The 10,382-nt window shown below is 39.5% G+C and carries 11 protein-coding genes; 10 read left to right on the top strand and 1 reads right to left on the bottom strand.

Annotation, left to right across the window (positions count from 1 at the left end):
• Nucleotides 1-249 precede the first annotated feature (249 nt).
• The 7 genes from V7137_RS12265 to V7137_RS12235 all read left to right on the top strand — a co-directional run bounded on the left by V7137_RS12265 (nucleotide 250) and on the right by V7137_RS12235 (nucleotide 7,038).
• Complete coding sequence (locus tag V7137_RS12265) at nucleotides 250-900, top strand: O-methyltransferase (protein ID WP_335698359.1); 651 nt, start codon at nucleotides 250-252, stop codon at nucleotides 898-900.
• Nucleotides 897-1,826, top strand: a complete 930-nt coding sequence (locus tag V7137_RS12260; protein ID WP_335698350.1) for a peptidase U32 family protein — start codon at nucleotides 897-899, stop codon at nucleotides 1,824-1,826. Before V7137_RS12265 ends, V7137_RS12260 begins: the two co-directional genes overlap by 4 nt.
• A gap of 14 nt (nucleotides 1,827-1,840) precedes the next feature.
• Entirely contained in the window at nucleotides 1,841-3,112 is a 1,272-nt protein-coding gene (locus tag V7137_RS12255) for a peptidase U32 family protein (RefSeq protein ID WP_335698349.1), read from the top strand.
• A 1-nt stretch (nucleotide 3,113) separates the two neighbouring features.
• Nucleotides 3,114-3,749, top strand: coding sequence for a uridine kinase (udk, locus tag V7137_RS12250; RefSeq protein WP_335698348.1), 636 nt, complete (start codon nucleotides 3,114-3,116; stop codon nucleotides 3,747-3,749).
• A gap of 162 nt (nucleotides 3,750-3,911) precedes the next feature.
• Nucleotides 3,912-4,388, top strand: a complete 477-nt coding sequence (gene greA / locus V7137_RS12245; RefSeq protein WP_218347752.1) for a transcription elongation factor GreA — start codon at nucleotides 3,912-3,914, stop codon at nucleotides 4,386-4,388.
• Nucleotides 4,389-4,475: 87 nt separating this feature from the next.
• Nucleotides 4,476-6,236, top strand: a complete 1,761-nt coding sequence (locus V7137_RS12240; RefSeq protein ID WP_335698347.1) for a peptidoglycan D,D-transpeptidase FtsI family protein — start codon at nucleotides 4,476-4,478, stop codon at nucleotides 6,234-6,236.
• A 115-nt stretch (nucleotides 6,237-6,351) separates the two neighbouring features.
• Nucleotides 6,352-7,038: a YrrS family protein gene (locus V7137_RS12235; protein ID WP_335698346.1), complete on the top strand. Its 687-nt coding sequence runs from the start codon at nucleotides 6,352-6,354 to the stop codon at nucleotides 7,036-7,038.
• Between the two features lie 48 nt (nucleotides 7,039-7,086).
• Here V7137_RS12235 and V7137_RS12230 read toward each other — a convergent pair whose 3' ends face one another.
• Nucleotides 7,087-7,290 (bottom strand): DUF2536 family protein, encoded by a 204-nt coding sequence (locus V7137_RS12230; RefSeq protein ID WP_218347749.1) that lies wholly within the window; start codon nucleotides 7,288-7,290, stop codon nucleotides 7,087-7,089.
• A 320-nt stretch (nucleotides 7,291-7,610) separates the two neighbouring features.
• Between V7137_RS12230 and mtnN the strand changes: the two genes are divergently transcribed.
• The 3 genes from mtnN to V7137_RS12215 are packed head-to-tail and all read left to right on the top strand — an operon-like array spanning nucleotide 7,611 to nucleotide 10,360.
• Nucleotides 7,611-8,309 (top strand): 5'-methylthioadenosine/S-adenosylhomocysteine nucleosidase, encoded by a 699-nt coding sequence (mtnN, locus tag V7137_RS12225; RefSeq protein ID WP_335698345.1) that lies wholly within the window; start codon nucleotides 7,611-7,613, stop codon nucleotides 8,307-8,309.
• 10 nt (nucleotides 8,310-8,319) lie between these two features.
• Nucleotides 8,320-9,243, top strand: a complete 924-nt coding sequence (locus tag V7137_RS12220) for a PLP-dependent cysteine synthase family protein (protein ID WP_335698344.1) — start codon at nucleotides 8,320-8,322, stop codon at nucleotides 9,241-9,243.
• Between the two features lies 1 nt (nucleotide 9,244).
• Entirely contained in the window at nucleotides 9,245-10,360 is a 1,116-nt protein-coding gene (locus tag V7137_RS12215; protein WP_335698343.1) for a bifunctional cystathionine gamma-lyase/homocysteine desulfhydrase, read from the top strand.
• Nucleotides 10,361-10,382 lie beyond the last annotated feature (22 nt).

Here is a 10,382-nt window from a genome sequence, read left to right as displayed (position 1 = left end):
AAAAGTAACAAAGTTTACGAAAAGAGCCTTAATAAATGATCCATAGCGTAACTCACAGTAGAGGTAACCTAAGCAGCTGTTGCTTGGAATGCATGATGATGGGGAAATTGCCCGTTAATGCTAAAGATTACTGTGAACGCTATTTTTTCATGTCTAAAGACCATTTTGGTTAGAGATAATAAAAGTATTTTACTTAGAGAATTGCTATCTTCGATGCAATTCTTATTTAAGGATAGAGGTGAGGGCAGCTTGTTAAATGAAAAGCTGCATTCTTATATTGAAGGTCTTATTTCTGAGCGAAATCCGTTATTAACAGAAATGGAGAATTATGCGAGTGTGCATCATGTCCCTATTATGGAACTGTCGGGCATAGAAACCATGCTTCAATTATTGCGGATTCACCGTTCAGATCGAATTCTTGAGGTCGGAACAGCGATTGGTTATTCAGCATTACGTATGGCCAATGCGCTGCCACATGCCCATATTGTTACAATCGAACGTGATCTTGAACGGATAGAGGCGGCTGAACAATTTATTCAACGTTCGGAGCACAGTCATCAAATTACTTTAATTAAAGGTGATGCGCTTGAAGTTGAAGATATTGTTAAAGAACATGCCTTATTCGACGCCATTTTTATAGATGCTGCAAAAGGTCAATATAAAAAGTTTTTCGAGATGTATGCTAAATATCTAAAAGATGATGGCATGATCATTACGGATAATGTTTTATTTAAAGGTTTGGTTGCAGAACAGGAAATTGAAACCAAGAGAATTCGTAATCTCGTTAAAAAAATTGATGAATTTAACCACTGGTTAATGAGCCATCCTGATTATGATTCTGTCATTCTACCCGTAGGGGATGGGGTTGCTATAAGCAAAAGAAGAGGTGAGAGAAAATGAAAAAACCAGAATTACTTGTAACTCCTTTGACAGTCAATGATATCTTGCCATTAATTGATGCAGGTGCAGATGCGTTTGTGGTCGGTGAACAACGCTACGGCTTACGACTTGCTGGAGAATTTACTCGTCAAGATGTTCAAAAGGCTATTGAACTAGCACATTCAAAAGGTAAAAAAGTTTATGTGGCCATGAATGCTATTTTTCATAATGAGAAAATGGATGAATTGGATGATTATATTAAATTTGTCTCGGACGCTAAGGCAGATGCGATTATTTTCGGTGATCCGGCCGTATTAATGACCGTAAGAGAAATTGCACCAGATATGAAAATGCATTGGAGTACTGAGACAACTGGTACCAACTGGTTTACATGCAACTATTGGGGTAAAAAAGGTGCCAAAAGAGCGGTCTTAGCACGAGAAATCAACATGGACGCTATTATTGAAACGAAAGAAAATGCAGAAGTGGAAATCGAAGTTCAAGTTCATGGGATGAGCTGTATGTTCCAATCCAAACGCTCCTTATTAGGGAATTATTACGAATACCAAGGAAAAGTATTGGAAATCGAAAATCGAAAAATGGGAAAAAACATGTTCCTGCATGATAAAGAACGTGAAAATAAATATCCTATTTTTGAAGATGAAAATGGAACACATATCATGAGTCCAAATGATATGTGTATCATTGATGAACTGCAAGAGATGCTTGAAGCGGGAGTAAACTCATTTAAAATAGATGGGATTTTAAAAAGCTCAGAATATATTCTTGCTGTTACTAAGGCTTACCGTGCTGCGATTGATTTGTTCAGCGAAGATCCAGATGCTTATGAAGATAAAAAGGACGAACTATTAGCTGAAATTGAAGCCATTCAGCCGGAAAATCGTTTATTAGATACAGGATTCTTTTTCAAAGAGACAGTTTATTAAGGAGGGGTTCAACTATGAATACAGTTAAAGATAAGATTTCTGAAATTATCGACGGAAAACGTGTCATTGTTAAGAAGCCGGAACTCCTTGCTCCAGCTGGAAATCTTGAAAAATTAAAAATTGCTGTCCATTATGGTGCAGATGCCGTGTTTATTGGTGGACAGGAATATGGACTTCGATCTAATGCTGATAACTTTACCTTCGAAGAAATGAAAGAAGGGGTAGAGTTTGCGAGAGAATATGGGGCAAAGATTTATGTAACGACCAATATTTTTGCCCATAATGAAAATATGGATGGTTTAGAGGAGTATATCCTTGGCTTGAAGGAAACAGGGATTGCAGGAATTATTGTTGCAGACCCGTTAATTATTGAAACCTGCCGCCGTCTTGCACCAGAGATTGAAATTCATATTAGTACACAGCAATCACTTTCTAACTGGAAAGCAGCCCAGTTCTGGAAAGAGGCCGGGGCAGAACGCGTTGTTTTAGCACGCGAGGTAAGTGCTGAAGAAATTAAAGAAATGAAAGAAAAAGTTGATGTGGAGATTGAAACCTTTATTCATGGTGCAATGTGTATCGCTTATTCTGGCCGTTGCACATTAAGCAACCATATGACGGCAAGGGATTCTAACCGTGGTGGCTGCTGTCAATCATGCCGCTGGGATTATGATCTTTACCAACTTGAAGGCAGCAATACAGAAGTGGCTCTTTATGAAGAAGGAGACGCTCCATTTGCAATGAGTCCGAAAGATCTTAACTTAATTCAAGCTATTCCGCAAATGATTGAACTAGGTATCGATAGTTTAAAAATTGAAGGCCGGATGAAATCAATCCATTATATTGCAACAGTTGTCAGCGTTTATCGTAAGGTAATCGATGCCTATTGCGCCGATCCTGAGAACTTTGTCATTAAAAAGGAATGGTTAACAGAGCTTGATAAGTGTGCGAATCGTGAAACAGCACCAGCATTTTTTGAAGGTGTTCCTGGGTATAAAGAGCAAATGTTTGGTAATCATAGCAAGAAGACAAATTTTGAATTTGTAGGTCTTGTATTAGATTATAATCATGAAACTCAAATGGTTACACTCCAGCAGCGCAACCATTTTAAACCTGGTGAAGAAGTCGAATTTTTTGGACCAGAAATTCAAAACTTTACACATGTAATTGATAAAATATGGGATGAAAAAGGTAATGAACTGGATGCAGCAAGACATCCACTTCAAATTGTACAATTTAAATTGGACAAACCGGTCTACCCTAACAACATGATGCGAAAGGAGAACTAGCATGACCCGCAAACCGGTTGTTATTGGTGTAACCGGCGGCTCCGGCTCCGGAAAAACCAGTGTAACAAAATCCATTTATGAAACGTTGAAAGATCATTCCATTTTAGTACTTGAACAGGATTATTATTATAAGGACCAGAGTAATTTACCATATGAGGAACGATTGAAAACCAATTATGATCATCCACTGGCTTTTGATAATGATTTACTGATTGAACATATTGAAAAACTTTTACGATATGAAACAATCGAAAAACCTGTTTATGACTATTCCATTCATACACGTTCAGACAAGGTCATCCCTGTGGCACCGAAGGATGTTATCATTTTGGAGGGAATCCTAGTACTTGAGGACGAACGGCTCCGGAATTTAATGGACATTAAATTGTACGTCGATACAGATCCAGATTTACGAATCATCCGCCGTTTGACTCGCGATATTAGCGAGCGCGGGCGGACATTTGATTCCGTTATAGAGCAATATCTCAATGTTGTGCGTCCTATGCATAATCAATTTATCGAGCCAACTAAGCGATATGCAGATATCATTATCCCTGAAGGCGGCCATAACCATGTGGCAATCGATTTAATGGTCACAAAAATTCAAACAATTCTTGAACAAAAGTCATTTTTATGAAACAATAGCAAAAGAATAGTCTAAAATTATAAATTCAGACTGGAGAAATAATTCTGTCGCGCGCCCTTTTAAAAGAGGACGCGCTACTATCTATTGTGCTGAATAGCATAGTATTACATAAAGTACATACACAATTCTTAAGGACTAGAAGGAGTGAGGGTTTTGGCTACAGAGAAAGTATTTCCGATGACGCAAGCAGGTAAAGAAAAACTTATCCAAGAACTTGAATACTTAAAATCAGTGAAACGTAAAGAAGTGGTCGAAAGAATTAAAATTGCGAGAAGTTTCGGAGATTTATCTGAAAACTCTGAGTACGATTCCGCGAAAGAAGAACAGGCTTTTGTTGAAGGACGTATTACAACTTTAGAAAATATGATCCGCAATGCCAAAATTATTGCAGAGGCTGCTATGGCTAGTGACTCTGTTACATTAGGTAGTCAAGTTACGTTTGTTGAACTGCCAGATGGGGATGAAGAAACGTATTCCATTGTTGGAAGCGCTGAAGCTGATCCATTTGAAGGGAAAATCTCAAATGACTCACCAATCGCCAAAAGCCTATTAGGTAAAAAAGTAGGCGATCAAGTGTCCGTTCAAACCCCTGGCGGTGAAATGAGCGTTCGAATTGTAAGTATTAAATAATTGTACGTATAACTATTTTTGGTCTTTCATGTGAATCATTGATTGAAATAAGTAAACCTCGTCAAAACTTTTGACGAGGTGTTTTTTATGTGGCGAAAACGAGCTATTGGGTGGCTCATTATTTCTATTACCGGGTTTCTGTTACTTTTAGGACGATTAATGCAAATTCAGTTAATAGAGACGGAGACCTTTTCTAAACATAACGTAAATTTACTAGAAGAAAGTGTGAAACAAAGGACACAAGAACTAGTTATTGATAATGGGAGAGGAAATTTTTTAGACCGGAACGGTACCATGCTTACGCATAAAAAAGTGTCAGTTCTAGTTCTTTTTCCTTTTTTAAAAAAGATGGACTGGGATGCTGACAAGGTTTCATCCATTTCTGGTATTCCAGTACATGTTCTTAAACATGCTGTCGATGGGGCAAAAAAGCCATTTGCCTATGGCGACCCTGAACCATATGAACTTACCACTTCACAAAAGGTTCGAATCAATGGATTAAAAATTCCTGGAGTATTTGCGATTGAGAAGAAGTTTGAGCGATCAGAAATTCCAGCAGAACAATTGATTGGGCTAACAGGAGAAAATGAAAATGAATTAAAAAAACGTTATCCGGATAAGGAATTAGCGGAGAAAACATTGATTGGTGTGTCAGGGCTGGAGGAAAGCTTTGACGAGTTCCTTATCCCTGAAGGAAAGTCAAAGCTCGTTTATCACGTCGATGGAGGCGGAGCACCGCTGTTTGGTATTAATGTTAAATATGTCGATCCTGCCAATCCTTTTTATCCAGTTAATATTCGGACAACCCTTGATAAGACTCTGCAGCAAAAAGCGGAGGATTTAGTTGACCAGTATCAAATCAAAAAAGGGGGCCTCGTTCTCCTTAATATTCAGGATAATAGTATCCTCTCCCTTGTTTCGAGGCCTACTATCAATAAAAATGACCCATACAATGGTAGTGGAATGACAAATATGATGTTAAAGCAGCAGATCATGGGCTCCGTTTTCAAAACGGTTGTCGCAGCCGCTGCCATTGATCATGGGCTTGATAATGCTACGCGTTTGTTTGATTGTAGTAAAAAAATCAATGGAAAACCTGAATTAAAATATAATTATGGAATGTTGGATTTTACAAATAGCTTTGCGAGAAGCTGTAATCGGACATTCGGTGAACTAGCATCTGAATTACAAAAAATGAATCCGAATCTCCTAGAAGATTATGCCGCAAAATTGTCGCTCATTGGTTCGGTAGGGTGGCAAGGGGATATTTATCATACAAATGACTTCAAGCAACTTGCTGATGAAGATAAAGGCAGAGTGTTTCTTTCTGATGACGCGAGAAAGGATGCAAATTTCGCCGCAATGTCTGGAATTGGACAGCATGAGGTGCGGGCAACCCCGCTAGCTGTCGCAAATATGATGGCAACCATCGCAAGAGGTGGAGAAAAGACAATGGTTAGAGCCGTTTCAAAAATAGAGTATAAGAACGGGACTACGATGGTTGATTTTCCAAAAGAGAACCTAAAGGGTGATCACATCTCCCCCTATACCGCGATGAAACTACAAAGATTACTGCGTGAAGTAGTATTGAACCCTAACGGAACGGGAAGATGGTTTAAGGACTTACCCTACGAAGTAGCAGGGAAATCAGGTACGGCAGAAACAGGAAAATTTCAGGCTGGGCAGCAGCTCCATAATAAATGGTTCGCAGGTTATTTCCCTTATGAAAATCCCAAATATGTCCTTGTTGCAGTGAATTTGGATGTCGTCGATTCGGAAGGCGGGGTTAATTTGTTATTTGCTGATATGGTTAAAATATTGTATAAAAAAGATCATGGGATGCAATAGGAAAAGGTTTTTCCTTCAAGTTCTCTTAAAATCATGTTAGAATATTGAGAGTCTATAAATGATGGCTCCAGTACCATGATGAGCCACTGTATATTTATTTTAGGAGGGAATAAAATTGACTACTTCACGTTCAGGTTATCGTGCGAAAAGAAAAAAGACCAATATCGTCTTAAATAGTTTAATCATCGTTGTGCTCCTGCTCATAATTTTTGTGGCATACAATATTTTTGCAACTGGAAATGACAATGCTTCACCGAAAAAAGAAACCACTAAAACAGAGCAAAAAGAAACAAAGGAAACAGAGCAAAAAAAGACAGAAGAAGTCACCTCTACTGAAGATGACAGTGTCACTGATGCTGCAGCCGAAGATGATCAACAAAGTGAAGAGACTGCAGCCACAGAGGATTCTAAAACAACGGATGAAGCATCGGTACCAGAGGAAGCCGATAAATCTCAGGAAGTGGTAACAGAAGGAACCGGGAATGGTAATGTGACAAAAGTCACCGAGAATCCATCATGGCAACCAGTTGGCACAACGCAAGCAGGCGAGCATACAGCTGTTTATGATCAATCATCTGTTGACTGGCAAGAAATGTTGAATGCCATTTCTTATGCTACTGGTTTAGACCAAGGTAATATGACCGTGTATTGGCTGGGAAGAGATAGATCGACAACAAATGGATCGTTTGCAACAGTTGCTTCAAAGGATAAACAACAAAAGTACAATGTATATATTCAGTGGGTTGATGGCCAAGGCTGGAAACCAACAAAGGTAGAAGATCTTGCTGAAATTAACCAGTAATGATATTGAAAAACCTCTCGATCATAACGAGAGGTTTTTTGCATGGATTTACTTCTTTTTAAAATGGACGACTGCGGTAAAGTATGTTTGACCATTTTCTATCACATGCATTTGGTGGGATACGGAATGAACAGACAGCAGTATTGCTCGATTTTCGTCAATTTGAGATTCTATCTTTTTCTGCAAGGTCTTTAGATTAGTGGCTTCGAAAAACTCTACTTTATCCTCAATTAGGTCAAATTGAAAATTCATTAAATCACCTTCCTACTAGCTAATATTTTAGCCTTTTCCGTGCATACTCTCAATAAAAATTGTGTAGAACCTTGTTAATTATGATAAGTTGGGAACAGGTTTTTCTCTAATCCATAGTATACTTATAGGATTGGTTATTCAATCCAGACGTGGATACAAGAGAGGAAGTCAGCTCTTTGTGGCATGCTTTTTGCAAAAGAGGTAGAATAGGGTTTGCGGATACGATATATGAATCCGAGGAAGATTATAAGCAGAAATTGTTACGACCTTCAGCAACATGGTTATTTGAGGGCGTAAATAATTGAGAAAGAGGTCAAAGTATGAAAATTGCAATCATCGGAGCAATGGAAGAAGAAGTTACGTTACTTAGAGACAATATCGACAATCAAAGACAGGAATCCATCGCCGGATGTGAATTTACTTTTGGGAAAATGCATGGGGCGGATGTCATATTGCTTCGTTCTGGGATTGGTAAAGTTAATGCAGCTATGTCAACTACTATTCTGCTTGAAAAATATATGCCTGATTGCATCATCAATACCGGCTCTGCAGGTGGCTTTAATCCGTCACTAAATGTAGGGGATGCGGTGATTTCAACAGAGGTCCGACACCATGATGTAGATGTAACCGCATTTGGATATGAATATGGTCAAGTACCGCAGCTTCCAGCTGCATTTATTGCAGATGAAAAATTAATATCGGCTGCCGAAACAGCCGCACAAGAACTAGATAATTTCCAAATCGTCAAAGGGCTAATTGTCACAGGTGATTCATTTATGGAAGACCCGGTCCGCGTTGATTTTGTCCGTTCGAAATTTAAAGACCTGCAAGCTGTCGAAATGGAAGCAGCTGCGATCGCGCAAGTAGCCCATCGATTTGGTGTTCCTTTCGTGATTATTCGCTCCCTTTCAGATATTGCAGGAAAAGAATCCGAACTTTCGTTTGATCAATTTATTGATAAAGCGGCAACTAATTCTGCAACGCTTGTGATGAAAATGGTGGCAGCTTTACGATCATAGAGGTGAAGACATGAAGGTTTACAAAAATGTACATGATCTAATTGGGCATACACCGATTGTCGAGATTTCAACATTTCAAGTACCTGAAGGCGTTCGTCTTTTTGCAAAATTGGAATTTATGAATCCAGGTGGCAGCGTAAAAGACCGCCTTGGAATCGAGTTATTACAGGAAGCGTTTACTACTGGAAAATTGAAGCCTGGTGGAACCGTAATTGAGCCCACTGCTGGGAATACCGGGATTGGTTTAGCGCTTGCTGCTATAAACAAAGGAGTACAGGTGATTCTTTGTGTACCTGAGAAGTTTAGCATAGAAAAGCAAGATTTAATGAAAGCACTGGGAGCAAAAATCGTTCACACTCCTACTGAGCAGGGGATGAAAGGTGCTATTGCCAAGGCTGAACAGCTTCTGAAGGAAATCCCTGGTTCATATTATCCTCAGCAATTTGGCAACCCTGCCAATCCGGAAACATATTATAAAACACTTGGCCCGGAACTCTGGGATCAAATGGACGGTCAAATTGATATCTTTGTTGCCGGAGCAGGAACAGGCGGGACCTTTATGGGGACTGCTCGTTACTTAAAGGATCAAAAGCAAGCAGTGAAAACGGTCATTGTTGAGCCGGAGGGATCTATTTTAAACGGTGGAGAATCAGGTCCCCATAAGACTGAAGGAATTGGAATGGAATTTTTGCCAGGATATATGGATCCAGCCTACTTTGATGCGATTCATACCGTACCGGATAAGTCTGCTTTTGGACTTGTAAAGGAATTAGCTATGAAGGAAGGCTTACTAGTGGGCAGTTCTTCGGGTGCGGCTTTTCATGCTGCACTTAAAGAGGCAGAGACGGCCAAGCCGGGCACAAATATTGTGATTATCTTCCCTGACGGAAGTGAACGATACTTAAGCAAGAAGATTTTTGAAGGAGGAATTTAGCTTGAAAAGAAAAACACAATTGATTCATGGCGGCATAAGTAATGACCCAGCAACAGGAGCGGTAACCTTTCCGATATATCAAGTAAGTACGTATAAACAAGAAGGTGTCGGTGGACACAAGGGATATGAGTATTCACGTACTGGAAATCCAACAAGGCATGCGCTTGAGGAATTGATCAAAGAGCTTGAAGGAGGCAAAGCAGGATTTGCTTTTGGCTCTGGAATGGCAGCAATGACAGCAGTGATGATGCTGTTTAACAGTGGAGATCATGTGATTTTAACAGATGATGTGTACGGCGGCTCGTTCCGTGTTATGACCAAAGTATTGAATCGCCTAGGAATTGATTCTACTTTTGTTGATACAAGTAAACCAGAAAATATCTTAAGTGCCATTAGACCAAGTACGAAAGCGATCCATTTAGAAACACCTACAAACCCGCTTCTAAAGATTACCGATATTGAGGCAGTAGCGAAGCTTGCGAAAGAGCATAACCTATTAACGATTGTCGATAACACTTTTTCGACACCTTATTGGCAAAATCCGATCGAACTTGGTGCGGATATCGTTGTGCATAGTGCCACAAAATATCTAGGCGGGCACAGTGATGTCGTAGCAGGTTTAGCGGTAGTGAATAGTGAAAAGCTAGCGGAAGATCTTCATTTTGTTCAAAATTCGACCGGAGGGATCTTAGGTCCACAAGATTCCTATCTGTTAATCCGGGGCATTCGAACATTAGGGGTTCGCTTGGAAGAGATGGAAGCTAATACAAAAGCTATTGTTGAATTTTTACAAGGGCACGAAAATGTGAAAAAAGTTTATTACCCTGGACTTGAAACACATCCAAATCATCAAATCGCTAAAAAGCAAACAAGAGGTTTTGGCGGTATGGTTTCATTTGATGTTGGAAGTGCCGAAAATGCTGACAAATTACTAAGTAAGGTCAAATANNGAGCAGTTGAAAGCTTGATATCAGTTCCAGCAAGAATGACACATGCTTCCATACCAGCAGAACGCAGAGCAGAACTTGGAATCACAGATGGCCTAGTAAGAATCTCAGTGGGCCTAGAAGACGCAGAAGACCTCATTGAGGATTTAAACAATGCATTAAATTCATAACCCCTAGGGTGTCAGGCACCAT

The sequence above is a fragment of the Neobacillus drentensis genome (assembly GCF_036962765.1).
Lineage (GTDB): Bacteria > Bacillota > Bacilli > Bacillales > Cytobacillaceae > Neobacillus > Neobacillus drentensis_C.
The sequence above is the reverse complement of the archived record's forward strand: the minus strand, read 5'-3'. Positions and strand labels throughout refer to the sequence as shown.